18 protein-coding genes are annotated in these 25,028 nt (G+C 70.7%); 4 read left to right on the top strand and 14 right to left on the bottom strand.

From position 1 onward, the window contains the following. Nucleotides 1-588 precede the first annotated feature (588 nt). Entirely contained in the window at nucleotides 589-6,726 is a 6,138-nt protein-coding gene (locus V5P93_RS23645; protein ID WP_181043571.1) for an RHS repeat domain-containing protein, read from the top strand. A gap of 372 nt (nucleotides 6,727-7,098) precedes the next feature. Beyond that, nucleotides 7,099-7,617, top strand: coding sequence for a hypothetical protein (locus V5P93_RS23640; protein ID WP_146108087.1), 519 nt, complete (start codon nucleotides 7,099-7,101; stop codon nucleotides 7,615-7,617). Here V5P93_RS23640 and V5P93_RS23635 read toward each other — a convergent pair. The 12 genes from V5P93_RS23635 to V5P93_RS23580 form a co-directional block, all read right to left on the bottom strand. Continuing rightward, on the bottom strand, nucleotides 7,586-9,100 hold the full coding sequence (locus V5P93_RS23635; RefSeq protein WP_104480048.1) for an FAD-dependent monooxygenase: 1,515 nt from the start codon (nucleotides 9,098-9,100) through the stop codon (nucleotides 7,586-7,588). The genes V5P93_RS23640 and V5P93_RS23635 overlap by 32 nt on opposite strands. 64 nt (nucleotides 9,101-9,164) lie before the next feature. Then, the gene (locus V5P93_RS23630) at nucleotides 9,165-9,761 is read right to left on the bottom strand and encodes a TetR family transcriptional regulator (protein ID WP_104480047.1); all 597 of its coding nucleotides are present in this window, start codon (nucleotides 9,759-9,761) and stop codon (nucleotides 9,165-9,167) included. A gap of 66 nt (nucleotides 9,762-9,827) precedes the next feature. Further along, complete coding sequence (locus tag V5P93_RS23625; RefSeq protein ID WP_104480046.1) at nucleotides 9,828-10,538, bottom strand: alpha/beta hydrolase; 711 nt, start codon at nucleotides 10,536-10,538, stop codon at nucleotides 9,828-9,830. Further along, complete coding sequence (locus V5P93_RS23620) at nucleotides 10,535-11,545, bottom strand: LLM class flavin-dependent oxidoreductase (protein ID WP_104480045.1); 1,011 nt, start codon at nucleotides 11,543-11,545, stop codon at nucleotides 10,535-10,537. Before V5P93_RS23620 ends, V5P93_RS23625 begins: the two co-directional genes overlap by 4 nt. Further along, nucleotides 11,542-13,224 carry an FAD-dependent oxidoreductase gene (locus V5P93_RS23615; RefSeq protein WP_104480044.1) on the bottom strand — a complete coding sequence of 561 codons (1,683 nt, stop codon included), beginning with the start codon at nucleotides 13,222-13,224 and terminating at the stop codon, nucleotides 11,542-11,544. Before V5P93_RS23615 ends, V5P93_RS23620 begins: the two co-directional genes overlap by 4 nt. Continuing rightward, complete coding sequence (locus V5P93_RS23610; protein WP_104480043.1) at nucleotides 13,221-14,549, bottom strand: NtaA/DmoA family FMN-dependent monooxygenase; 1,329 nt, start codon at nucleotides 14,547-14,549, stop codon at nucleotides 13,221-13,223. Before V5P93_RS23610 ends, V5P93_RS23615 begins: the two co-directional genes overlap by 4 nt. A gap of 14 nt (nucleotides 14,550-14,563) precedes the next feature. Next, nucleotides 14,564-15,382 (bottom strand): ABC transporter ATP-binding protein, encoded by an 819-nt coding sequence (locus tag V5P93_RS23605; RefSeq protein ID WP_104480042.1) that lies wholly within the window; start codon nucleotides 15,380-15,382, stop codon nucleotides 14,564-14,566. Continuing rightward, nucleotides 15,379-16,227, bottom strand: coding sequence for an ABC transporter ATP-binding protein (locus tag V5P93_RS23600; RefSeq protein ID WP_104480041.1), 849 nt, complete (start codon nucleotides 16,225-16,227; stop codon nucleotides 15,379-15,381). Before V5P93_RS23600 ends, V5P93_RS23605 begins: the two co-directional genes overlap by 4 nt. Beyond that, on the bottom strand, nucleotides 16,224-17,087 hold the full coding sequence (locus tag V5P93_RS23595) for an ABC transporter permease (RefSeq protein WP_104480040.1): 864 nt from the start codon (nucleotides 17,085-17,087) through the stop codon (nucleotides 16,224-16,226). Before V5P93_RS23595 ends, V5P93_RS23600 begins: the two co-directional genes overlap by 4 nt. Nucleotides 17,088-17,090: 3 nt before the next feature. Then, complete coding sequence (locus V5P93_RS23590; RefSeq protein ID WP_104480039.1) at nucleotides 17,091-18,080, bottom strand: ABC transporter permease; 990 nt, start codon at nucleotides 18,078-18,080, stop codon at nucleotides 17,091-17,093. Next, nucleotides 18,070-19,599, bottom strand: a complete 1,530-nt coding sequence (locus tag V5P93_RS23585) for an ABC transporter substrate-binding protein (protein ID WP_104480038.1) — start codon at nucleotides 19,597-19,599, stop codon at nucleotides 18,070-18,072. The genes V5P93_RS23590 and V5P93_RS23585 overlap by 11 nt, the downstream gene beginning before the upstream one ends. Before the next feature lie 32 nt (nucleotides 19,600-19,631). After that, on the bottom strand, nucleotides 19,632-20,987 hold the full coding sequence (locus tag V5P93_RS23580; protein ID WP_104480037.1) for an LLM class flavin-dependent oxidoreductase: 1,356 nt from the start codon (nucleotides 20,985-20,987) through the stop codon (nucleotides 19,632-19,634). Nucleotides 20,988-21,363: 376 nt separating this feature from the next. Here V5P93_RS23580 and V5P93_RS23575 point away from each other — a divergent pair, with 376 nt between their 5' ends. Together V5P93_RS23575 and V5P93_RS23570 are read left to right on the top strand one after the other, a co-directional pair. Beyond that, nucleotides 21,364-22,224, top strand: a complete 861-nt coding sequence (locus tag V5P93_RS23575) for a LysR substrate-binding domain-containing protein (RefSeq protein ID WP_104480036.1) — start codon at nucleotides 21,364-21,366, stop codon at nucleotides 22,222-22,224. Between the two features lie 19 nt (nucleotides 22,225-22,243). Continuing rightward, nucleotides 22,244-22,873, top strand: a complete 630-nt coding sequence (locus V5P93_RS23570) for an SMI1/KNR4 family protein (protein ID WP_104480035.1) — start codon at nucleotides 22,244-22,246, stop codon at nucleotides 22,871-22,873. 5 nt (nucleotides 22,874-22,878) lie between these two features. Here V5P93_RS23570 and V5P93_RS23565 read toward each other — a convergent pair whose 3' ends face one another. Beyond that, a complete protein-coding gene (locus V5P93_RS23565) occupies nucleotides 22,879-24,087 on the bottom strand; it encodes a PP2C family protein-serine/threonine phosphatase (RefSeq protein ID WP_104480034.1) in 1,209 nt (402 codons plus the stop codon). A 72-nt stretch (nucleotides 24,088-24,159) separates the two neighbouring features. After that, on the bottom strand, nucleotides 24,160-24,972 hold the full coding sequence (locus tag V5P93_RS23560; protein WP_181043570.1) for a PfkB family carbohydrate kinase: 813 nt from the start codon (nucleotides 24,970-24,972) through the stop codon (nucleotides 24,160-24,162). Nucleotides 24,973-25,028: the final 56 nt, after the last annotated feature.

Below are 25,028 nucleotides of genomic sequence, written 5' to 3'. Positions count from 1 at the left end.
TTGACGCTTCAATGCGCCCATTTGGCCGCTCGCGCGAGCCGCGGACGCGTGTCTACGATGCGGGCGACTGTCTCCCCGCTTGGATTGCTACTAGGCTGAACGGCCGCAACCCGCACGGCCTGGTGGGTGCGGCGGCGGCGCCGCGAACCGACGCCAGACAACGCGGCGCCGAAACATCTCGTTGATCTCCCACCGACTCCGAGTGCGCGGGCCGAGTGTCCGGAATCTGTTCACCGAAAATTGCCTGCGCGCGCCGAGGTCTTTCCTGACCCGCCATTAGTCCGGACCGTGTTCACCCTTCACGAAGCCGTTGCGCTTCGCTAATCTCGAACGCGGCGCGTCATCAGCACGCGACACTGGGGCTGGTCAAGATCATTAGCGTCGCGCGTGGCGCGACGCCGCTGCTGCGCGCTCTCGCCGTGCGGTGGCTCGACCGCGTCCTCGGTGTGCCCACTCACCCCCTGGACGGAGACCATGCGAACAGAACCCCTTCCGCCCTTCCTGGCGGAGCACCCACCCGACCGCCGCGGACGACTGCTTGCCCTGTCGTGCGCGGTCGTCCTGGCGGCGGGTCTCGTAGACGCTGTTGTGTCTACCGGCGTTGACGCCGGGCCGCCGTCGGCGACCGCGGAGAAGGTCCTCCCGCACACCGAGTACCAGCCGCCGAAGCGAAACGTCGAGCCACCCACCGCGCCCGCGCCGGAACGGCCACTCGCCACGGCGTGGCCCGTCGCGGGGGAGGCCACCGTGGCCGCCTCCGCCCGGGGGCGCGTTCCCGGCCTGCCGGTCACGCTGTCGGCGCGGGGCACCGTCGCGGGCTCGTTCCACGTGCAGGTCGCCGACCAGGAGTTGAGCACGCGCGCCGGGGTCGCGGGCGTGGTCGTGTCGGTCACGCCCGACACCTCCACCGGCGGCGAGGTGGCGGTGGGGATGGACTACTCCGGCTTCCACGAGGCCATCGGCGGCGATTACGGCTCCCGCCTGCGCCTTGCCGCTCTCCCGGCGTGCGTGCTCGACACCCCGGAACAGCCGCGGTGCCAGGTCCAGACGCCGTTGCCGTCGTCGAACGACGCGACAGGGCAGGTCGTCGGCGCCACAGTCGCGCTGTCGACCGACCAGGTCGAGGAGGTCGTGGGACTGCGCGCGCCCACCCGCGGCGCCCCGGTCGTGCTCGCGGTCGTCGCCGACGCGGCCGGGCCGTCGGGTGACTACGAGGCCAGTTCCCTCAAACCATCCGGCCGGTGGTCGGTGACCGGCAGCACCGGCGCGTTCACCTGGGACTACCCCATCGAGGTCCCGCCGGTCGCGGCGGGTGAGCTGGCTCCCAAGATCAGCCTCGGGTACAACTCGGCGGCGGTCGACGGTCTCACCGCCGCGACGAACAACCAGGCGTCGTGGGCCGGTTCCGGGTGGGGCTACTCGCCCGGTTCCATCGAACGCGTCTACCGGGCCTGCGCCGATGACAAGACGCTGCCCGCGGCCCAGCAAACCGGCGACTACTGCTGGGCGGGCCACGTGGTGTCGTTGAACCTGGGCGAGATGTCCGCCGAACTCGTCCGCGACGACGCCACCGGCACCTGGCACGCGTCCAACGACAACGGCGCGCGTGTCGAGTTGCTCACGGGAGCCACCAACGGCGCCTACAACGGCGAGTACTGGAAGATCACCAACACCGACGGCGTCGCTTACTACTTCGGCCTGCACTCGCTGCCCGGCCGGACTTCCCAGGAGGTGACCGACTCGACCTGGACGGTGCCGGTCTACCACCGCAAGAGCGGAGACCCGTGCCAGGCCGCGGGCAAGTGCGACATGGCGTGGCGGTGGAACCTGGACTACGTCAAGGATCCGCACGGCAACGCGAGCGCGTACTACTACTCACCCGAATACAACTACTACGGCGCCGACAAGCAAACCACCGGCGTGCGCTACACCCGAGCGGGATCGCTGAGGCGAGTCGACTACGGCCTGCGCGAGATCGGTGGTTCGATCTACAGCGCGACACCGCCCAACAGCGTTGCCTTCGACGTGGCCGAACGGTGCGTCCCCGGCGGGGCGATCACCTGCGATCCCGCGCAGCGCACGACAGCGACCGCGACGTCCTGGCCGGACGTGCCCACCGACCAGGAGTGCAAGCAGGGCGCGGTCTGCAACAACCACGGCCCGTCATTCTGGTCCACGAAACGGTTGTCGGCCATCACCACCCGGATCGACAAGGGCGCGGGACCGGTTCCGGTCGACCGGTACGAGCCGACCTTCGACTACCCCACCGTGGGTGACCGCTCGCTCCAGCTGCGCGGCATAACCCACACCGCGTACGGCAGCGGCACGCAGATCACCGCGCCGCCGATCAGTTTCGCGGGTCAGCTGATGCCCAACCGCGTGCAGGGCTACAACAACATGCCCACCCTCGCGCACTGGCGCCTCACCAACATCAACACCGACGCCGGGTCGGCCGTGGTCGTCACCTACCGCACGGGGTGCACCGCGACCGATGTGCCGAGCGACCCGGCGAACAACACCAAGCTGTGCTATCCGGTGTACTGGACACCGGAAGGCGTGCAGAACCCGGTCTTGGACTATTTCCACAAGTACGTCGTGGAATCCGTGCGCGTCGACGACCGCAACGAGCTGTCTCCCGGGCAGCTGACCGAGTACGCCTACCTCGGCGCACCCGCCTGGCACTACGACGACAACGAGTTGGTCAAACCGGAAAACCGCACTTACGGCCAGTTCCGCGGCTTCCAGCAAGTCGAGGTCCGCACCGGTGACGTGGCGAACCGGATCGACAGCCTCCCCGTGGACCGGCGCACACTCGTCCGCACGACCTACTACCGGGGTATGGATGGCGACCGGCTGCCCAACGGCGGCACCAGGACGATGACCGTGTCGAACAGCCTCGGCGAGACCGTGCCGGACAACCCGCTGTTCGTGGACACCGAGTACGAGGTCCGGACCTTCGACGGGGAGTCGGGGCCGTGGACCACGACCAAGGTCACCGAACCCGTGCTCGTCGCCACGACCGGGTCGCGCGCCCGGCCGGGCCTGAACCCGCTCGTCGCCACCATCGTCAAGGAGAACCGCACGCGGACGGTCACCAACCTCGCCGCGGGCGGTACCAAGACGCTCACCACGACAAACCGGTACGACACGACCGGTCGGGTGGAGGCCACCACCGAGTCCGGGACCGGCGTCGTGGATGTGTGCACCACGACCAAGTACGCGGACAACACGGTGTCGTGGATCCGCGACAAGCCGAGGGAAATCCTTTCCTCGGAACAAGTGTGCCCACCATCCGGGGTCGCGCAGACGGGCGTGTTCAAGGGCAGTCGCACGTACTACGACGGGCAATTGAGCCTCGGCGCGGTGCCCGGTGCGGGTAACGCCACCAGGAGCGACACCGTGACCTCGGTCAACGCGGGGGTGCCCGTGTTCGCCACGACGAGCACCGCGACCTACGACGCCTCGGGGCGCACCCTGTCGACCACGGACGGTCTGAATCGCACTGTGGCACTGGAGTACACTCCGGCGGACGGTGGTCTGCACACCAAGACGGTCAAGACGAACGGCAAGAACCAGAAGTCGACCGAGGAGTTCGAGCCCAGCCGGGGCAAGCGCGTCGTGGCCGTCGACGAGGGTGGCAGACGGGCCGACCTCGAGTACGACGCCGTGGGGAGGTTGACCGCGGTGTGGAAACCCGGGCAGCAGCCGAAGGCGTCGAACCAGGCGACTCTCGTCTACGAGTACCTGGTACGCACCGACGGGCCGCTCGCGGTCACCAACAAGCGGCTGGTGGACACCGGAACCGCGCAGGAGTACGTGACCGAGGTGAAGCTGTTCGACGCGTTCGGGCAGCTGCGCCAGTCGCAAGTGGAGGCTCGCGACGGGCTGCGTGTCGTCAACGAGGCGTTCTACGATTCCCACGGCTGGAAGCGGTTGACCAACAACCGCTACCTGATCCAGGGCGCGCCATCGACCAACCTGGTCGGTGTCGCGTCGTCCGAGGTCGACGACCGGACGCTGACCGACTACGACGGCACCGGTCGGGTTGTGCGAGAGGCCGCGTACAAGGGAGACCAGCAGACCTGGTTCACCTCGACGATCTACGGCGGTGACCGGAAGACGGTCGTCCCACCGACCGGTGGCGTGACCAGCACCGCGCTGACCGACGTGCGGGGCAACAACGTCGAAGCGCGGCAGTACACCGCCGCGCCGACGATCACCGGCGACGTGGTGTCCGGCGGTACCTTCCAGGCCACCAAGTACGAGTTCAACGCCGCGGGCAAGCAGAACAAGGTGACCGACCCGGCCGGGGTCGTCTGGACCTTCGAGTACGACCCGATCGGTCAGCTGACCAAGCAGGTGGACCCCGACTCCGGTCAGACCACCACCACCTACGACCTGGCGGGGCAGGTCACCTCGACCACCGATGGTCGCGGGCAGGTGCTCACCTACGACTACGACGCCCTCGGCCGCAAGACGGCCGCGTACGCGGGGGCGGGACCGACGCGAGCGCCGCTGGCGTCGTGGACGTTCGACGGGGCCACCAACGGCGTCGGCAAGCCGTACACATCCACCAGGTACACGGCGGACGGCAAGTTCGAGTCGGCCTACACGGCGTACGACACCTCGGGCAACCCGAACAAGATCGTGACCAAGATCCCCGCGAGCCAGGGCACGCTGGGCAGCACCTACACGACCCAGTACGCCTACAGCTCCACCGGTCTGACCACGATGATGCAGCCGCACGCGGCAGGTGGCCTCCCCGGGGAGGCGATCGTCATCGGCTATGACAAGTTCAGCAAGCCCAGGACCATGACGGGCTACAACGCCTACGTCTCGGCGTCGACCTACACGCCGTATGACGAGGCTTCGCAGTTGACCCTGGGCCCGTCGAACAACAAGGCTTGGCTCAGCTACGGATACGACGCGCAGACACGGAGGCTCACCAACGTGAACCTCTCCGCGCAGCAGGCGAGTGCGCAGCAGGTCGACGACGTGCGGTACTACTACGACGCCGCGGGCAACCGAACGCGCACGGTCAACACCAGGGGTCCTGCCGGTTCGCCGGTGCGGACCGAGTGCTACCGCTACGACCAGCTCGACCGCCTGTCCGACGCGTGGACCGCGACCGATGACTGTGCGGCGGCGCCGTCGTCGGCGACGGTGGGCGGCCCGAACCCGTATTGGAAGTCGTGGTCGTTCCTGGTCGGCGGTTCGCGGGACAACCAGACCGAGCACGGCGTCGGCGGTGCGGCGAACAAGGTCACCAACTACGCCTACCCGGCCGCGGGCGCGGCGAAGCCGCACTCGCTGAGCGGGACCACGACCGGCTCCGCGTCGACGAGCTACGCCTATGACGGGTCTGGCAACACCACCCAGCGCACCAGCGGTTCGGGACAGGAGACCCTTACCTGGAACGAAGAGAACAAGTTGTCCACAGTGGTGGGTTCCGCCGGGACCACGAGTTACGTGTACGACGCCGACGGAAAGCAGTTGCTGCGCCGCGACCCGACATCGGCGACGTTGTACCTGCCGGGGCAGGAACTCAAGCGGGACAACGCCACCGGCATCGTGACCGGTACCCGGTACTACACCTTCGGTGAGGTCACGGTGGCTCTCCGAGTGGCCAACGCCGACCCGAAGTACGTGGTGTCGGATCCGCACGCCACCGCGACGGTCACCTTGGCGATGACCGGCTTCGCCGTGACCCGCCGTGACCTGGACCCGTACGGCAACGAGATCGGGTCGGGCCAGGGGACGTGGCCCCACCAGCGCGGCTTCCTCAACATGCCGGTGAGTTCCACGACCGGGCTGGTGGATGTCGGAGCCCGCGAGTACGACCCGGTCCTCGGGCGGTTCCTCAGCGTGGACCCGGTGCTCGACAGCGGGAACCCGCAGCAGATGACCGGGTATTCCTATGGCGGTGACAACCCACTCACCAACAGCGACCCGTCCGGGGAGTTCTTCGGTCTGGTCAACTTCTTCATGACCCTGTACAGCCGCGTGGTGAACATCGTCCGGACCCTGGCGCTGCGGGAGAAGGCGAGGAGCCACTTCGACATCCCCGCCAACGCCGAGACGTGGCACCGCAAGGACTACGGCGTCCGCGACATGTTCCTGGACTGGTACCTCAGCGATCAGAAAATCAACACCCCGCGGGTGTACCTGCACCAGGACGGCGACCGGATCACCGAGGACTGGAAGCAGACCTCGGCGGCCAAGCACGTCCAGGACATGATCCGGGATGAGATGAAGTTCGGGGTCTACGGACCGGGAGGCAACGAGTACCAACCCTACAAATCGCTGCGACACACCGTCGAGACCGACCCATTCTTCAACTTCCTCAGGATGGGTGCGGACGGCTGGTCCATCGCCACCGCGGTCGACGGGTGGGAGAGTGCGGACGACATCGAGCACTTCATGGGTTCCTTCACCGTCGACTACCAGGTGATGGACGTGAAGGACGACCACGCCACGGTCAAGGTGATCGCCAGCAACAAGGTCTCGTTCGCGTCCGCCACACGCAACCCGATCACCGGCGAACAGGGAGGTTTCGCCGGCATCATCAACGGTGGTCTCGACGCCGTGGGGCTACCCAAGATGGATCACCAGGCGGACCACTACCAGTTCATCGAAACCACCATGCAGATCCCCTGCGCGGCCGAGGAGATGTACGCACCGGACAACTCGATGACCTACTACATCGGCACCCAGCGAGTTTGCTGACGTCGAGCGCCGAACACCCACCGGACAGATGGGCCCCTGCGCCGGTGGCGTTCGGCTCGAAAGTACGCATTTTCCGAAATTCGAGAAGCGGGCGGACCAGCGTCAATCGTAGCGATGAAAATCCCCTGCCAGATGGAGTCGCCATCGTACTTCGCGTTCGATCGGGGTTTCGAAGCGTTCGTTGCCGAACGCAGGGCTCGCTGAGGTGAGGTGGCGATAGGCGGTTCGATCCGTCGGGAGTGGTGCCGTGCCCACGTCGTGGGCACGGCACCACTCTGTTCGTGCTGGGTGTGCGCTGGTGTCGCGAGTTCGGCGTAATGGGCGTGGTCGGTGCCAAGGTCGTGGATCGCGGGCGGTCGTACCGACGCGCTGGTGGGAGGCGTGGTTGTGGCGCACTACTGCGGTGAGCACCGCGCCTTGTTGGACGAGTTGCGGGCGGAGCGCGATGTGGGCCGGTCAGCGTCGCTGACACGCTTCGGGAGGTGGGCGGCGGTCGGCAACGCGATGCTGGAGGCCCGGTTCAACGCCGCGCACGCCGACTTCGCCAGGCTTGCCGCCGCCTACGCGCGGTTGGGGTTGTTCGAGTTCGACAACGGGGAGTTCGAGGCGGCGACGGTCAAGGAACTGTTGGTGCGCCAGAGGGAATCCGGGGGTGCCGTTGCCATCGCACTCGGGCTGGAGGTGCGCGCGTTGCGCTCGGTGGCGGGCAAACCCATGGCCGACTGGGCGGAGGCGCTGGTTCACCTCGCTCGCGCGTACGCCGAGGCGGGACAGACGGCCCGACTCGAAGACGCCCTCCGCTGGCTCACCCGCCTGGCCAAGCGCGTTCCGTCTGGGCTCCGCGTGGAGGTTGCCAGGCTCACGTGTCACCTTGAGGGCGGGTCGGCGTGACGCCGAACCACCGTTCGACGACCTCCGTCAGAGCCGCTTGGTCGGGCTCGGGATCGGTTGACGCCCAGGCCACGTAGGAATCGGGGCGCAGCAGCAGGGCGGTGATGTCGGTGTTCGCGGTGGCGTGGATGGTGTCGATGCCCTTCGCGTCCAGGGTTCCGGTGAGATCGAGGAGAACGGGGCGCGCTTCGCGAGCCAGTTCGGTGGTCGTGACAGTCCCTTGTGGAGTGTTCAGGGTCAGGTCCGGGGCGGGCCACCCCGCGAGCGGGTGCGCGTTGTCGGGGACGGGGTAGCGGACGTCCGAGCCCGCGACCAGGTTCGCCAGGGTCTCGACGACCGACGGCTGGGTCAGCAGCTCCCCGAACACGCCTCGCAGGCCGGTGACGTCGTCTCCGGGGGACATCAGGGCGGCCACGGTCCGCGAGTGGGTGACGGTCCGGTCCGCGCACGGGCGGCGCTCGGACTCGTACGTGTCGAGGATGTCGGCGCCACCGCGCAGGGTGGCGGCGAGCTTCCAGCCGAGGTTGATCGCGTCCTGCATGCCGAGGTTGAGTCCCGTGCCGCCCGCGCCGAAGACGTGCGCCGCGTCGCCGACCAGGAACACCCGTCCGTCCCGGTACCGCTCGGCGATCCGCGTGTTGCCGCCGTTGATCCGCCGCAGGACGTGGGGGCCGTCGCCGTCGGGTGGGCCCAGGTGGACCTCGACGCCCAGCACCCGGCCGGCGCTGGCGCGCAGTTCGTCGAGGGACATCGGCGCGTCGGTCGGCGGTTCGTCCCACTCGACGGTCGAGACCAGCGGCGGCTTGCCGGGCAGGGGCGCGTACGAGAAGCCGCCGTGTGGGGTGCGAATGGGGAGGAATGGTTGGACGGGGGAGTGGCCTGGGACGATCAGCGCGCCGGTGGTCGGGTCGATCCAGTCGGGTGGCAGGCTGACGTGCGCGGTTCGGTTGCTGGTGCGGTCATGGGTGACGCCGGGAAAGCCGATGCCCGCCGCCTTGCGGACCGGGCTGTGCGCGCTGTCGGCGCCGACCACGTACCGGGCCCGCAGCTCGTGTGTCCCTTTCGGACAATTGACGGTCAGGGTGACGCCGTCTTCGTCTTGAGTCAGGCCGGTGACCTCGTGCTCGCGCCGGATGTCGGCGCCGAGTTCCCGTGCGCGTTCTTCCAACACCCGCACGGTTTCCAGCTCGGGGATCGGGAGGGTGAACAGCGGGCTGTCCGCGAGGAGACCCAGGTTGAGCGGCATCGCGCCGAACATGAAGTAGCCGTTGTTGGGCCGCGGTGGACCCGGTTGCCCGCTGAGCCGCTCGAACAGCCCCCGCCGGTCGACCATGCGCACCACCTGCCCCACCAGCCCGTTCGACCGGGGCTCGCGGCTGGGCTCGGCCAGGCGGTCCAGCACCACCGGTCGCACTCCGCCGAGCGCCAGTTCGCAGGCGAGCGTGAGACCGTTGGGCCCGGCGCCGACGACGATGACGTCCATGGTGTTCCTCCGTTTTCGGGCACGCCGAACGGCCCCGTCGAGCGGGCGCGGTCGGGTGCTGGGGCTACCGGGGGTCGGGCAGGCCCGCGCGGATGCCGTCGAAGACCTCGCGCAGCAGCGAGACGAGCGACCGGGCGGGGTCTTGCGTCCACTGCGCCATCGCCACGCCGAGTCCGGCGCTGACCACGGCCGCCACCGTGCGCGGGTACAGGTCCTCGGCGGCGGTCCCGGTTCGCTCGGCGATGGCGGCGGTCAACCGGTCCTGCGCCTGCGCGTGGGCGCGGAACACCTCGTGCTGCACGGACGGTTCCGCGAGCAGCCGTTGCAAGCCCTCGGGCCGCCCGTCACCGGTGGGTTCGCCGGATGGCTCGAACTGCGCGACGACCGCGTGGGTCACCGCGTCCCACAGCGGTTCGCCTGCGGGCCGCGCCAGCACCGCCTCGGCGATCCGCCACCCGCGCTCCACGTGCGCGGCGACCACCGCCTCGGCCTTGCTGCCGAAGTAGTTGCGGAACGTCCGCTCGGACACGTCGACGGCGGCGGCAATCTCCGACACCGTCACCGCTTCGAGCCCGTTGGCCAGCGCCAGCTGGATCGTCGCGTGGCTCAGCGCCAGCCGCGTCTCCCGCTTCTTGCGCTCCCGCAACCCCTCATCGGCCATGCCCTCAATGTAGCCAAACTTTCCGAGCTTGCAAAGTTGCCGGCTCGGAAAGTTTGGCGTCGGTCGTCACCAGGTGCCCGCCGCCACGGTGATCACCGGGACCAGGTCGTTGCCCACGGTCTCCAGGAACGCCACGATCTCCGCGGCCACCGAGCGGTGCTGGCGGTCGTTGAGGACGTCGTGGTGCGCGCCGTGGACCACCGACAGGCGCGCCCTCGGGAGGGCCTTGACAGCGGTGGCCAACGCGGCCCGGTCGGCGAGCGGGTCGGCGTCGCCGACCAGCACCAGGCGCGGGATGTCGGTGGTGGGGTGGTACGCGGGGGCGACGAGGTCGTCCGGCAGTGCGGTGCCGAGTGCACCCCGCTCGACGGCCGGGTCGCTCGTGAGCGTCTCGCGGTGGACCGGGCAGGACGTGCGGGCGTCCAACTCCGTGTCCCAGCCGCCTTCCAGGCCGGCCGCGCGACCGGGGAGCCCGGCGAGGACCACCGCCTCCGGCCACCACGGGGCGGTCGAGTCGTGCGCTTCCAGTAGCGCCGCGATCGCGGCGGCACCGGAGTCCGCGCCGAGCAGGACCAGCGGGCGGGGGAGGTCGGCCGCGTCGGCCACCGCGTCGTCGAGGGACGCCGGGTCGATCACCCGGACCTGGTAGGCGTCGGCGGCCAGGCGCCTGCCGAGGCGGGCGTAGGTTGCCTGCGTCTCACCGCGACCGGGGACGACGACAACCGCGCCGCGGACGCGGACCCCCTCCGGGGCGGCGAAATCGGTGTGACGGCTCATGTCACGGCTCCTTCCCGGGGCTTCCAGCCCAGCGCGGGGGCGACCTCGGTCGCGATGAGTTCGAGTGCCCGGACCGCGGCGTCCTGGTCCGGGATGGCGGGGTTGAACTGGGTGATCAGGTCGGTGGCCACGGGCAGCACCCGCTCCGCGCGCAGGGCGGAGACGATCTCGTCGGGGTGGCCGTAGAACGAGTGGAACCGGCGCAGCGCCTCGTCGACGCCCAGCCCGGCCGGGAACCCGCCGCGCTCGCCGAAGCGGAGGGCGGCCCGGTGCACGTCGTCGCCGATCTGCGCGAGCGCGGTCCGCCTGTCCTTGGCGGGGAACACGAACCGCGACAGGCCGATCCGGGGTGTCCGGGGTTCGCGCCAGGCGGCGAGGTACGCGTCGGCCCACGGTCGCTGCACTTCGTCGGTGGGCTCGTCGTAGCCGTACGCGGCGCGGTTGAGCAGCAGGTTCGACCCGGCCGCCGCCGCGTGCGCCGCGCCGGTGCCGCTGAACACGCCCTGCCAGATCCGGTCGGTGAAGTCGTCGGCGGGCGGCTGGATGGTGAAGCCCGCCGCGCCGACCTCCTGGTTGGACAGCGCCGCGCGCAGGACCGCCAGGCCCTCGGTCGTCAGCTCGCGCCTGCGCGCGACGTCCCGGCCGAACGCCGCGTACTCCACGTCGCTGCCGCCGCTGCCGACCCCGACCTCGACCCGCCCACCGCTGAGCGCGTCGACCACGGAGATGTCCTCCGCCAACCGGACCGGGTCCTCCAGTGGGAGGACGGTGATCGCCGTGCCGAGCCGGATCCGCCGGGTGCGGGCCGCCGCGTGCGTTAGGAACGGCCACGGCGACGGCAACCCGCCACCGGCGAGCGGCACGTGGTGCTGGGCCACCCAGCCGACGTCGAACCCGAGTTCGTCGGCCACCACGAACAACTCCTGCGCGTCGCGGTAGGCCTGCTTCGGGTCCTCGCCGCGGCCCTGCACGTGCGACAGGAACCCCAGCCGGAACCGCGGGCTCATCGCTCGCCTCCCGCCGCGGCCAGGGCTGCCCGCCGCGCACCGACGACCCGGTCGAGGACCGCGGCCGCGCCGCCGTCCGGCAGGACCGTGCCGCGCCAGGCGACGTGCTGGTCCGGGCGGATCAAGAAGTTGCCCGTGCCGTAGAGGTCCCGGGCCGACGGGTCGGTCAGGTGGATGACCGTGAGCGGCAGCGACCGGGCGGCGGCCGCGGCGGCGAAGTCGTGCTCGACCGCGCGGTCCTCGGTGAGCACGAGCAGCGCGAAGTCGTCGCCGACGCGGTCGTAGAGGGTGTCGCCGTAGGGGTCCACCAGACCGTTGGGCGCCCGGTGCCCGGGACGCGGGTCGTCCACGTAGCGGTCGGCGCGCCACGGGGCGCCCGGGTCGTCGTCGTACCAGATCGCCGACGACTCGTCGTAGCGCTCGTCGAAGGTGACGCCGTCGGACCCGGTGCGGTTCGCGCCGATCAGCGCGCGGATCTCGGCGCGCCTGCGTTCGGCGTCCGAGCCGAGGTCCGCGTCGTCGGGGACGCCGAGCGCGCGGATCGCCGACAGCGTCGCCTGGGACCGCCGCGACCGCGCCAGCGCGTAGTCGGCGACCCGCCAGTTGTGCCTGCGCCGCTCCTGGTCGTACGAGTCCAAAAGGGACTCCGGAGCCTGGTCCGCGAGCACCGCGGCGAGTTTCCAGCCGAGGTTGACCACGTCCCCGAAGCCCTCACCCAGGTTCCCGCCGGGAGTCCGCACGTGCGCGGCGTCGCCCGCGAGCAGCACCCGGCCCGCCCGGAAGGTCTCGGCGATGCGGGTGGCGTGGTAGAAGGTCGTGGCGGACACCAGTTCCAGGTCCAGGTCGAACCCGAACGCGGCCTGGGCCGTCGCCAGCAGTTCTGCTTCCGACGGCTCGTGGTGGAGCGGGAACGGACCCGCGTACACCCGCCAGTCACGCGTGCTGACCGCCGCCAGGAACCCGTCCGCCCGCTCGTTGAAGACGATGTTCGTGCCGCTCGGCGCCGGGCCGACGCGGTCGGCGATGTCGCCGGTGCGCACGATCAACCGCAGCCGCTTCTCCCGCGCCCGCTCGCCTTCCCTGGCGATCCCCACGAGTTCGCGGACCGCGCTGCGCCCGCCGTCCGCGCCGATCACGTACCGCGCCCGGACCACCCGGCCGTCCTCGAACACCGCGTCGACGCCGTCGGCGTCCTGCCGCAGCCCGGTCAGCCGCCACCCGCCCACGACCCGCACCCCGCGCTGGTCGAGGTGGCGCAGGAACACCTGCTGCACCGCGCTCTGCGGCCTGCGCAGCGCCTCCTCGGACGAGACCCGGGCACCGGTGAACGACGGCCGCCGGTTCGGCGCCAACTCGTGCCCCACCAGGGACGTCACCAGGCGGATCCCCTGGTTCCACTCCGGCGGGAAGGTCCACTCCCGGCGGACCGACTGCAGCACGCCCCACCGCCGGAAGTGCTCGACCACGCGCGGCGTGTGCCCCATCGCCCCGGCCCGCACCAGCGTCGCGCCCTCGGCCCGGTCGACCACGGCCACCTCGACGCCGCGACCGCTCAGCTCCAGCGCCGCCGACAGCCCCACCGGACCGGCGCCGACGACCAGCACGTCGACCCGCTCCGGCGGCGTACCGACCGGGAACCGTACGTTGTGGACATCTCGCCCACCCGTCGCCGAGGTCACGCGCGCACCAGCGAGTTGCGGTTGGCCGGGATCGGCAGACCGAGGTTGCCGCGCAGCGTGTCCGACTCGTACTCGGTGCGGAACAGGCCCCGCTCCTGCAACAGCGGCACCACGCCGTCGACGAACCAGTTCAGGTCCTCGTTGTTGCGGAACGCCAGGTTGATCCCGTCGAAGGTCCCGGCGGCGAACCAGTCCGCGATCGTGTCCGCGACCGTGCCCGGCGCGCCGACGAACGGCGAGGTCCGGCGTTCGCTGAACGACTCCACCACCTGCCGCAGCGTCAGGTTCTCCGCCCGCGCCCTGTCGATGATCTTCGCCGCGCCGGTCCGGCCGCCCTTCTCCGCCAGGTGGGCCACGTCCGGGAACGGCGCGTCGAGGTCGTACCGGCTGAAGTCGTGCGCACCGAACGCGCGCCCGAGCAGGCCCACGTTGCGGTCGAAGTCGTTGTCCTCGTCGAGGATCTCGGCCGCCCGCCGCCGCGCCGCCTCGTCGGTGCCGCGCACGACCGGGCCGCCGTGGATGAAGATCTTGATGTGCTCGGGGTCGCGGCCCGCCGCCGCGGTGCGGGTCTTGATGTCGGTGTAGTACGCGTGGGCGTCCGCCAGCGAACCGCCCGGCGCGTAGATGCCCTCGGCCACCTGGGCGGCGAGGTCGCGGCCCTCCTCGGAGACCCCGGCCTGGAAGATCACCGGCTGCCCCTGCGGCGACCGGGACAGGTTCAGCGGGCCGTCGACCCGGAAGTGCTCGCCCTCGTGGTTGAGCGCGTGCAGCTTCGACGGGTCGAGGAACACCCCGCGCTCGACGTCGGCCGGGAACGCGTCGTCCTCGTAGGAGTCCCACAGGCCCCGCACGACCCGCACCGACTCCAGCGCCCGGCCGTAGCGGGTCGTGTAGTCCAGGTGCTCCTCCAGGCCGTAGTTGCGGCTGGTTCCGGTGTCGAAGCTGGTCACCACGTTCCAGCCCGCCCGGCCGCCGCTGATGTGGTCGAGCGAGCCGAACCGGCGGGCCAGGTTGAACGGCGAGTTGTAGGTGGAACTCGCGGTGCCGACCAACCCGATGTGCCGGGTGTGCGTGGCGACCGCGGACAGCAGCGTCAGCGGCTCCAGCCGGTTGAGGTAGTGCGCCGGGTAGGTGGCGTTGATGAACTGGCTGTCCACGATGAACAGCGCGTCGAACAGCGCGTGCTCGGCCGCTCGCGCCTGCTGGATGTAGTAGTTGATGTCGATGCTGGCGTTCTTGGCGACGCTCGGGTCCTTCCAGAGCCCGTGCTGGCCGGGGCCGCCCACTCCGTACGGGTGCAGCGCGAGGTGGATCTTGCGGGTCATGTGGGGTTACCCTTTCAGGCGTTGAGCAGCGCGCGCAGCGCCTCGCGCTCGGCTCGCCCGGCGGCGGCCATGCGCAGCGTCGGCGCGGAACCGACGAGCAGCTTGGTGTAGGGGTGCTCGGGGGCGGCGATCACGTCGCGCGCCGGGCCGACCTCGACGACCGAGCCCTGGTAGAGCACGGCGACGCGGTCGGCGATCCCGGCGACCGAGCCGAGGTCGTGGGAGATGAACACGAGCGCGATGCCGGTATCGCGCAGGTCCTTGAGGATCTCCAGTACCTGCACGCGGTTGGCCGCGTCCAGCGCGCTGACCGGCTCGTCGAGGATCACCAGCTTGGGCTCGGTGATCAGCGCCCGGGCCACCGCCACGCGCTGCCGCTGCCCGCCGGACAACTCACCCGGCAAGCGGGGCAACAACTCCTCGTCGAGGCGCACCCGGGGCAGGTACCCGCGGGCGCGCTCCACCGCCTCCACCCGCGGAATCCCCTTGAGCAGCAGTGGTTCCAGCAACGAGTCGGCGATGGTGAGATCGGGATCGAGGCTGCGCAGCGGGTCCTGGAACACGTACTGGAGCACGCCGCGCCGCCGCAGCGCGCGCCACTGGCGGTCGCGGTGGCCGCTGACGTCCTCTCCGTCGACCACGATCCGCCCGGCGGACGGCCGCACCAGGCCCAGCACGGCCCGGGCGAACGTCGACTTCCCCGAGCCGGTTTCCCCGATCAGGCCGACGATCTCGCCGGGTTCGACGGTCAGCGAGGCGCCCGCAAGCGCTTGCCGACGGTGCCTCCGGAGTCCGTAGTGGACATCGAGGCCGGTCACCTCAAGGACGCTCACGAACCCTCCCGCGCGAGGAACCTGTCGAGCCCGTACTGCTCGTGCTCGCTGATGAGCAGCCGCGTGTACTCGTGCTCGGGCTGGTAGAGCACCCGCGAGGTCGGCCCCTGCTCGACGACCTCGCCGTCGCGCATCACCAGCACCTCGTCGCACAGCTGCGCGACCACGGCCAGGTCGTGCGACACCACGACGAGCGCCAGCCCGGAGTCGTCCCGCAGATCCGCCAGCAGGTCGAGGATCTCCGCCTGCACGGTCACGTCCAGCGCGGTCGTCGCCTCGTCGGCGATGAGCACCCGGGGGTCGGCCGCGATGGCCGCCGCGATCAGGACCCGTTGCAGCATCCCGCCGGACAGCTCGTGGGCGTACTGCCCGTACACCAGTTCCGGGTCGCGCAGGCGCACCGCCGCCAGCAGCTCCAGCGCCCGCTGCCGGGCCGCCCGCCGCCCGAACCCCTTCTTCACCTTGACGACCTCGGCGACCTGCTTGCCCACCGGGATCGACGGGTTCAGGTACGACGCCGGGTCTTGGAACACGGCGCTGATCGTCGACCCGCGCAGCTCCGTCAGCTCCGCCTGGCTCAACGCCGACACGTCCTGGCCCGCCACGTGGATCGCCCCGTCGGCCACCTCGAACCGGGGCGGCAGGATGCCCAGCACGGCCCGGCACGTCATGGTCTTGCCGCTGCCGGACTCGCCGACGATGCCGACGACCTTCCCGGGCGCGAGCGTGAAACTCACCCCCTTGACGATCTCCCGCCCGTCCACCTGCCCGCGGATCCGGACATCACGGACCGCGAGCACCGGGTCCACTGTGGTCTCCACCGGGATCTCGGTCAACGCCGTCACACCGCACCTCCCACCGGTTGCCTGGTCTTCCGGTCCGCGAACAACGCCCGCCCGGCCTCACCCGAGACGTCCCGGATCGCGTCGGCCAACAGGTTGCTGGCCCATACGGTCGCCATGATCAGCAGCGCGGGCGCGAACGGCGCCCACGGCTGGTAGCTGAGGTAGCCCAGGTCCGAGGCCAGCAAGCCACCCCAGGTCGGCGCGGGCGGCTGCACTCCGATCCCGAGGAACGACAGGCTCGACACGATGATGAACCCGGTGCCAAGCGTTTGCGCCAGCGCGACCGCGATCGGCGGCAGCACCTTGACCCACACGTGCCGCCGGATGACCCAGCCCAGCGACGCGCCCGAGATCAGTGCCGCCTCCACGTACTGCGACCGCGCCACCGCCAGCGTCGCGGCTCGTGCGACCCGGTAGAACAGCGGCGACACGAGCGCGCCGGTCACGAACATGGCTTGTGTGATGCCGTTGCCCAGCAACGCGGTCACCGCGACCGCAAAAAGCAGGAACGGCAACGCGATCAGCGTGTCCGCCAACCGCAGCGTCACCCACTCGAACACCCGTCCCAGGTATACGGACAGGATACCGGGAATCGCACCGACGACCAACGCCATCAGCGCCACCTCCAGCGCTCCGACAACGCTGGCCCGCGAACCGTCCAGGAGTCGACTGAACACGTCACGCCCCAGGTAGTCCGTGCCGAGCCAGTGCGAACCGGACACCCCGGCGAGCGTGTCCGAGCTGGTGGCCAACGGGTCCTGCGGCGCGAGCAGTGGGCCGAAGATCGCCAGCAGCGCGATCGCGGCCAGGATCACGACCGAGATCCGGCCCGAGGCGAGGGAGAGCACACGGCGCACCACGGGTCACACCCCCCTCAGCGACGCGGGCGCGACCCGGCCCAGCACCACGTTGACGATCAGGTTGAACGTCACGACCAGCGCCACCGACACCACCAGCACCCCCTGCACCGCGGGGACGTCACCCGCTTGCGCGGAGTCGTTGGCGAACCGGCCGAAGCCCTGCAACCCGAAGATCCACTCGGTGACCACGGACGCGCCGACCAGCGACGGGAACTTGATCCCCAGCGTCGCCAGCGCCGGTCCGATGCCGTTGCGCAGCACGTGCCGGAAGAAGACCCGCCGCGGGCTCAGCCCCCGCACCACCGCCCCCACCACGTAGTTCTCCCGGTACGCCGACACCAGCCCGGTGCGCAGTTGCCGGGCCACGTCGGCCACCACGTCGAAGCTCAACGCCAGCGCGGGCAGGATGATGTGCGCCAGCCAGAGGCCGAAGCCCTCGGTCGCGGGGACGTACCCGCCGGAAGGCAACAGATCCAGCCCGACGGCGAAGATCTCCACCAGCACGATGCCGACCACGAACGCGGGCATCACCGACACAACCGTGACGAACCCGGTGATCGCCCGGTCCACCCACGTCGTGCGGCGCAGCGCGGCGACCGTGCCGAGCGTGAACCCGATCAGCGTGCCCAGCACGAGCGCGACGAGCGCGATCGACAGGCTCACCCCGAGCCCGAGGCCGATCAGCGTGGCCACGTCCGCGCCGTTGACCCAGCTCGTCCCGAACTGCCCGTGCAGCACGTCGGTGAACCAGTCCCAGTACTGCGTGAGGAACGGCCGGTCCAGACCCCACTGGCTCTCGATGTTCGCGATCGCCTCCGGGGTCGCGTCCTCGCCCAGTTGCAGCCGCGCGGGGGACAGGCCGCTCATCGCGCGCAACGCGAACGTCACGAAGGTCGCCACGAAGAACACGGGGACGAAGATGGCGACGGAGCGGCCCAGGGCGGACAGCAGCCCGCCCACCCCGGCCCGACCGCGGGCCAGGTCACCGGCCACTGATCGTCACCCCCGTCCAGTCGATGTGCGCGGGGTTCTTCGGCAGCGCCGAGATCGTCTTGCTCTTGGCGATCAGGTTCGGCGCGGCGTAGGTGAACACCAGCGCCCGGCTCTCCAGCCCGGCGCGCGTGGCGGCCCGCAGGACCTCCGGGTACCCCGGCGCTTCCAGCGGAGTCTCACGCACCTTCTTCACCGCGGCCTCGAAGCCCTCGGGCTCGTAGGGGGAACTGAGGTTCAGCGGCCCGTTCGGTCCGAAGTGGGCGGTCAACGTCTGCACCGCGGAGTCGCGGCCGGTGGTGCCGTAGAGGGAGAGGGTGAGCTGCTTGGCGAAGAACGGCTTCGACCAGTTCTTGTCCACCTTGATGTTCAGCGTGATGCCGACCGCGGCGAGCTGCGACTGCACGATCTCGGCGGCGGGCTGCGCGTCCGGGATCACCAGGTCCAGCTTGATGTCACCGGCCTTGACGCCCGCCTCGGCCAGCAGCCGCCTGGCCTTCTCCGGGTCGTACGGGTACTTGTCCTTCGACTGCTTGTCGTAGGCGATGTAGCCCTCCGGGAACGGCTGGTCGGTCGCCTCGCCGTAGCCGAAGGACAGCTTGTCCACGAACTCCTCGCGGTTGACCGCGTGCCGCACCGCGTCGACGACCTTCGGGTTGTCGAACGGCGCCTTGTTCACGTTCAGGCTGATGTTGGCGGCGTTGAAGCCCGGCTGCACGAACACGTCGAGCCCGGCCTTCTTCGCCGCGTCCGCCTGCGCGGGCACGATGTCGGCGAAGTTGTAGACCCCGGTCTGCAAACCGGAGACGACCGTGGAGGAATCCGGCGCCGAGACGAGTTCCACGGTGTCGATGTGGATGTTCGCCGCGTCCCAGTAGTCCGGGTTCTTCTTCAGCACCGCCTTCGTGCCCGGGACCAGTTGGGTGATGGTGAACGGGCCTGCGCCGATCGGGTTCTGGTCCAGCTTCGCCGGGTCTGCCGCGGCCTTCGGGCTGGCCACCTGCAGCACGCGCTGGCCCAGCAGCTGCGGGATCTGGTGGTCCACCTGCGACAGCGCCACCACCACGTCGAGGCCGGTCGCGGTGACCTCCTTGATCGAGGTGAGGTCGCCGAACAGCGCCGAGTTCTTCTGCGTCTTGGCGCGCTCGATCGCGGCCTTGACCGCCGCGGCGTCCACCGGCTCGCCGTCGGAGAACTTCAACCCGGGCCGCAGGTGGAAGGTGACCTGGTCGCCCGCGGTGTTGTACTCCCAGCTCGCGGCCAGGTCCGGTACGGCCTTGCCGGTCTCGTCGGTGCGGGTCAGCGACGCGTAGACCAGGGCGAGCTCGCGGAACTGCGCGCCGCTGCCGCTGACCACCGGGTCCCAGTGCGTGGGGAAGTACGACGACGCCCACTTCAGCGCGGCGGGGCCGGTGGACCCGGTGGACGCCCCGCTGCTCCCGCACGCGGTGAGGGTGGCGGCGAACAGGACGGCGAACCCCGCGGCGGCGAGGCGGTGGCGGGCGGTGCGGTGCGAACGCATGTGCTGTCTTTCCTTCGGTGTGGTCGCCGCGGTCACGGGACGAGCGCGGGCTCTGGCTGCGGGCGTCTGGCTGCGGTGTGGCGGTTCTCGGGGATCGGCAGGCCGAGGTTGCCCCGGAGGGTGGTGGACTCGTATTCGCTGCGCACGACTCCGCGTTCGCGCAGGATCGGGAGGACCTGGTCGGTGAAGCGGGCGAACTCGCTGGGCGCGTTGACGGTCACGTTGATCCCGTCGAACCCGCCTTCCTCGAACCAGTGCTGGATGGTGTCGGCCACGGTGGTCGGCGAGCCGACGAACGGCGAACGGGCGGACTCGCTCAGGTGCTCGACCAGTTGGCGGAGCGTGAAACCGTTGTCCTTGGCCAACTTGGTGATGCCCTCGGCCTGGGTGCGGAAGCTGCGCTCGCCGAGCGAGGCGACGTCCGGGAACGGCGCGTCGAGTTCGTACTGGGTGAAGTCGTGCCAGCCGAACGGACGGCCGAGTTCCTTGAGCGCGCGGTCGAAGCTGCGGCCACCGAGCAACGCGTCCTCTTTGGCCCGTGCCTCCTCGTCCGTGTCGGCGATGACCAACCGGATACCGGGCAGGATCAGCACGTGCTCCGGGTCGCGGCCCTTCGCGGCGGCCCGCTCACGCAGTTCGGTGCGGAACGCCTTGGCCTGTTCGAGGGTCTGGGCGTGGGTGAAGATGACCTCGGCGATGCTCGCCCCGAGGTCCCGGCCCTCCTCGGAGTCCCCGGCCTGGAAGATGACCGGTTGGCCCTGCGGCGAGCGTTCGAGGTTGAGCGGTCCGACGACGGAGAAGTGCTCGCCCTTGTGGTTCAAGGCGTGCTGCTTGGCGGGGTCGAGGAAGACCTCGGTGGCGCGGTCGCGGGGGAACGCGTCGGCCTCGTAGGAATCCCAGAGGCCCTGGGCGACCCGGACGTGTTCGAGCGCGCGGCCGTAGCGGGTGGCGTAGTCGTAGTGCTCGTCGCGGCTGTAGTTGCCCGCCGTGCCCGCGTCGCCGCTGGTCACCACGTTCCACCCCGCACGACCGCCGCTGATGTGGTCGAGCGAGTAGAGGCGGCGGGCCAGGTTGAACGGCTCGTTGTACGACGTGGTGGCCGTACCGACTAGACCGATGTGTCTGGTGTGGACGGCGAGCGCGGACAACAGCGTGAGCGGTTCGAGCCTGCTCAGGTAGTGGTTGGGGGAGTTCTCGGTGATGAACTGGCTGTCCACGATGAACACCAGGTCGAACTTCGCCGCCTCCGCCTCCTCGGCGCGGGCGAGGTACCAGTCGATGTCGACGCTGGCGTCGGCGGGGATCTCGGGGTCGAGCCAGGTCCGGTGCTGGCCCGGCCCGCCGACCCCGAGGAGGACGGCGCCCAGTTTCAGGGTGCGACGGGACATGGTGATCCATTCTCGATAGGAATAGGTGGAATGCGCGCCGTGGAGACAGGCGTGTTGCCGGAGTACCGAAACCCGTGTGGGCGGCGGCGATGGTGCTGCGAACCAGGCTGAGGTGAATCGCGCCTAACAGTTCGTGTGCACGATCGCGGCGATTGGCGCGCCAGGTCGGGGACGGTGCCGGGTGGGGAAGAGGGGGTGGGTGGTGGGAGAGGTGTTACAGACCAGCCAGCGACGGCAGGTGAGCGGTGCGCCCATCTCGTCGGGGGTCTGGTTCATGGACCCGAGCATGACCCCTCTGAGCTGGGGTTGTCCAACGACGTTTCATGATGCGGATACATCACGGTTCGTGATGGGTGCTCGGGTAGCTTCCGGTGCCATGGAGAAGGTTCTGGACATCGTGCCGTTGCGCAGCCTGGTCGCGGTCGCCGACCGCGGTGGCTTCCAGCGGGCCGCCACGCACCTGCACCTCAGCCAGGCCGCGGTCAGCCAGCACGTGCGCAGGCTGGAGGCCGCCACCGGCCGCCGCCTCGTCGAGCGCGACGGCCGCCGCTCCCGCTTCACCACCGACGGCACCCACCTGCTCGGCTACGCCCGCCGCATCCTCGCCCTGCACGACGAGTCCCTGCGCACCTTCGGCGTCGAGGCGGGCGAGGTGATCGTCATCGGCTCGACCGAGCACGCCGCCGCGCAGCTGCTGCCGCTGCTCACCGCTGCGCTGGAGCGGTCGCTCCCGGACCACCGCGTCCGCTACCGGCTCGACCGCGGCACGGCGCTGCGGGAGGCGCTGAGCACCGGCCGCATCGATCTGGCCCTGCTGCTCGGCGCCGCCGACGACCCGCGCGCGACACCGGTCGGCGAGCTGGAACTGACCTGGTACGCGGCCGAGGGGTGGTCGCGCCCCGCGGGCCCGGTTCCCGTCGTCGCCTTCGACAGCCCGTGCGCGCTGCGCACCGCCGCGCTGGAAACCCTGGCGCGGCACCGGATCCCGGCCGAGATGGGCGCCGAGGCCAACCAGCTCGCGGGAGTGCACGCCGCTACCGCCGCGGGTCTCGGCGTCGCCGCGCTCGCCACTCTCGGCACCACCCCCGAAGGTCTGGTCCACCGCGGCGACCTCCCGCCACCGCCTCCGCTGCCCCTCACCCTCTGGCGCCGCCAAGACCTCGACCCCGCCGTCACCTGGCACGCCACCACCAGCCTCCGCGACCTCTTGGCCACCCCCTTGGCCCGCGGCGCCTGACCCGCGCGACCATGGCCGGGTGCGCGACGTGGACGAGTTGGCGAAGCTGTGCGGGTGGCGCGGCGCGTCCCCCGAGACCACCGAATGGGACGCGGTCGAGCAGCTGATGGGGGTCGCGCTACCGGAGGAGTACAAGCACCTGCTCCGGGTGTTCCCGCCCGGCAAGTTCCTGAGCCCGTACGGCGAGGGCATCGCCGTCCACCCGCCCCAGCTGGTCTACGGCATACCGGACTACGGGAACCAGTTCGCACTGGAGATGGACGAGCTGCGCGAGTGGCGCGACGACCACCCCGACGACGTCCCCGACCCGGTGTTCCCCGAACCGGGCGGGCTGATCCCGTGGGCCTGGGCGGTCCGGCCCGTGGTGCTGTGGTCGCAGGAGCCCGGCGGGTGGACCGTGGTCGTGTCCAACGCCAGCGTCTGGCGCGTCCACGACGACGACCCGGTCCTGGAGCGCTTCGCCGTCGGCACGCTCGAGTTCCTGGCCGGGTACGTCACCGGCGACATCTGGAGCAGGCTCCTCGCGCCCAACTACGACGAACCGGACGCGCTTCCCGCGCGCGAGCCCGCGTCGACACCCCGGTACGTCCCGTTCCGCGCGGCCGAGTGGGCGCGGATGCGCACCGCGCCCGGCCCGAGGGTCTGGTAGGCCGCCTAGTCTGCCGTGACCTGGGCGACCAGCAGCGCGATGTCGTCGCGGCCGGGGGCGTTGTCGAGCAGCGCGTCCATGACCTGGGCGCACACCGCGGCGGGGTCGTCGGGGGTGACGGCGGCGGCGAGGCGGGTGAGGGCCGGGTCGATGGCGCGGTCGCGGCGCTCGACGAGGCCGTCGGTGTAGAAGGCGAGCACCGCGCCCGGGACGAGGTCGACCACCGTGTCGCGGCGCGCGCCGCGCAGACCGAGGCCGACCGGGATGTCCGGGGGCAGCGGGACCAGCGCCGACTCCCGGCCCGGCAGCGCCAAGACCGGCGGCGGGTGGCCCGCCGACGACAGGGTGATGCGCAGGCGCGGGACGTCGATGATGCCGTAGGTCACCGTGGCCAGGCTGCGCTTCTCGAAGTGCGACACCTTGCCGTGCAGCTTGGCCAGCACCTCCCCGGGCGCGTCGTACTCCAGGGCGTACGCCCGCAGCGCGCTCCGCAGGCGGCCCATCACGACCGCCGCGGCGAGCCCGTGCCCGGCCACGTCGCCGATGACGATCCCGACCCGCCCGTCGCGGAGTTCGAAGACGTCGTACCAGTCGCCGCCCAGCCCGGTCGCGGCGCCGGGCACGTAGCGGGCCGCGAAGCGCAGACCGGGCACCGCCGGGAACCGGCCGGGCAGCAGGCTGCGCTGCAACGCCGTCGTCGCGGCGCGCTCGGCGCCGCTGCGCTCCGCCTGGATGGCCAGCGCGATCCGGTCGGCGACCAGCACCAGCAGCCGCGTGTCCGCCTCGGTGAACCGCCGCGCGGACAGGGAACCGATGTGCAGCACGCCGATCAGCTCGTCCCGCGCCAGGATCGGCACGCCCAACAGGGCCTTCAGCCCCTTGCGCCACAGGAACGGGCTGACCACGGTCGTCGCGTCGACCCGGTCCAGCACCACCGGCAGCCGTGTGGCCGCGACCCGACCGGAGAAGCCCGCGCCGAGGTTGACCGTCACCCCGTGCCGGATCTCCTCCTCGACACCCACCGCCGCGCGCACCGTCAACCGCTCGGTGTCCGCGTCGTACAACAGGATCGTGGCGGTGTCCACCTCGAACAGATCACGCACCCGCCCCAGCAGGACCCGCAGCGACTCCTCCGGTTCCAGGTGGCGCAGCTCGACGTCGGTGATCGCTTCCAACACGCGCACGCGGTCGGTCGGACCGGAGGTCTGGGGCACGTCGCGCAGCCTATCCACCCGCCACCGACGACGCGCCCGTGCGCCTCGGCCGTCGAAGCGCCAGTCCGAGCATCAGGCCGCGCGCGCACCCGCCCGGACCGCCACGTGCGCGGCTTCCTCCACGGGCAGACCACGAAGCGTGGTAAGCGTCAGCGCGGCGAGGAACTCGCTCTCGTCACCGTGCAGCGGCGCAACGACGGCACCATCCGGGTGTGCGAACACGGTCGCCTCGGGAGCCGTCACCGCGACCAACCGCGGTCCCCGAGCCAGTACCTCGCCCGCCACCCGAGCCGCCGCCGCGACGCTGTCGACGGTTCGTCCGCCGAGCGACTCGGCGTCGTGCCGGTTCAGCCGCACCACGTCGGCCGCGGCCAGGATCCGGTCCCGGTACCCGCTGGGGGCGCCGTCGAGCACCACGAGCCCGTTCGCGCACCCGGCGGCCGCCAACGCGGTCTCGGCAGGTTGCCGCAGCTGCACGACAACGGCGTCGGCCCGGGATAGCGCGTCACCCGCCGCGCTCACGTCACCAGGCGTCACCAGCGTCCCGTCCGGCACGTCCTCCAGACACCGCCACCGCTCGTCGTCGTCGACCACGTTGACGACGAGCGCGCTCAGACTGTCCTCCCGGCGCACCACGTGATCGACGCGGATACCATCGGATCTGGCCTTTTCGACCAGCCAATCGCCCACGGTGTCGCCGCCGACGACCCCGACCAGCGTCGCCCGGGCACCGAGCCGCCCGGCCGCCGAGGCGACGCCGAACCCCTGCCCACCGGGCAGTTCCCGGCGCTCGCGCACCGGCACCGACGAACCCTCCTCCGGCAGGTGGGGGACCAGCAACACCAGGTCCCTCGCCACCTGCCCCACAACCGCGATGTTCTCCACACCAACGCCATACCCGCGCGCACCACCGGGTACACCACGTGATCGACTCGCGGGCG

Source organism: Actinokineospora auranticolor, assembly GCF_041897805.1.
GTDB classification, from domain to species: Bacteria; Actinomycetota; Actinomycetes; order Mycobacteriales; family Pseudonocardiaceae; genus Actinokineospora; species Actinokineospora auranticolor.
This window is presented reverse-complemented; position numbering and strand designations above follow the sequence as displayed.